The organism is Clostridioides sp. ZZV15-6598, assembly GCF_020657705.1.
In the GTDB taxonomy this organism is placed as follows: domain Bacteria; phylum Bacillota; class Clostridia; order Peptostreptococcales; family Peptostreptococcaceae; genus Clostridioides; species Clostridioides difficile_F.
In genome coordinates, this window is sequence record NZ_JAGWCS010000322.1 from 1 (window position 1) to 478 (window position 478).

1 rRNA gene is annotated in these 478 nt (G+C 49.6%); it reads left to right on the top strand.

Going from position 1 to position 478, the window contains the following annotated elements:
- A 23S ribosomal RNA gene (locus KGF50_RS21845) occupies positions 1-478 on the top strand; the annotation flags it as partial.

The following is a 478-nucleotide window of genomic DNA, read 5'->3' on the forward strand; positions in this document are numbered from 1 at the left end:
AGCTAAGCACACTGTTGGTTATGTGTGCCCAAGCATTGAGGCAGTCAGAGTAGGTAAATCCGCTTTGATAATGCTGGGATGTGATGGGGAGCGAAATTTAGTAGCGAAGTAGCTGATTTCACACTGTCAAGAAAAGTCTCTATCGAGGTTAAAGGTACCCGTACCGCAAACCGACACAGGTGGGTGAGGAGAGTATCCTAAGGCCCGCGAGAGAACTGTTGTTAAGGAACTCGGCAAAATGACCCCGTAACTTAGGGATAAGGGGTGCCACCATACGGTGGCCGCAGAGAATAGGCCCAAGCGACTGTTTACCAAAAACATAGGTTTCTGCTAAGTCGCAAGACGATGTATAGGAGCTGACGCCTGCCCGGTGCTGGAAGGTTAAGGGGATCTGTTAGAGCAATCGAAGCAGTGAACTTAAGCCCCAGTAAACGGCGGCCGTAACTATAACGGTCCTAAGGTAGCGAAATTCCTTGTC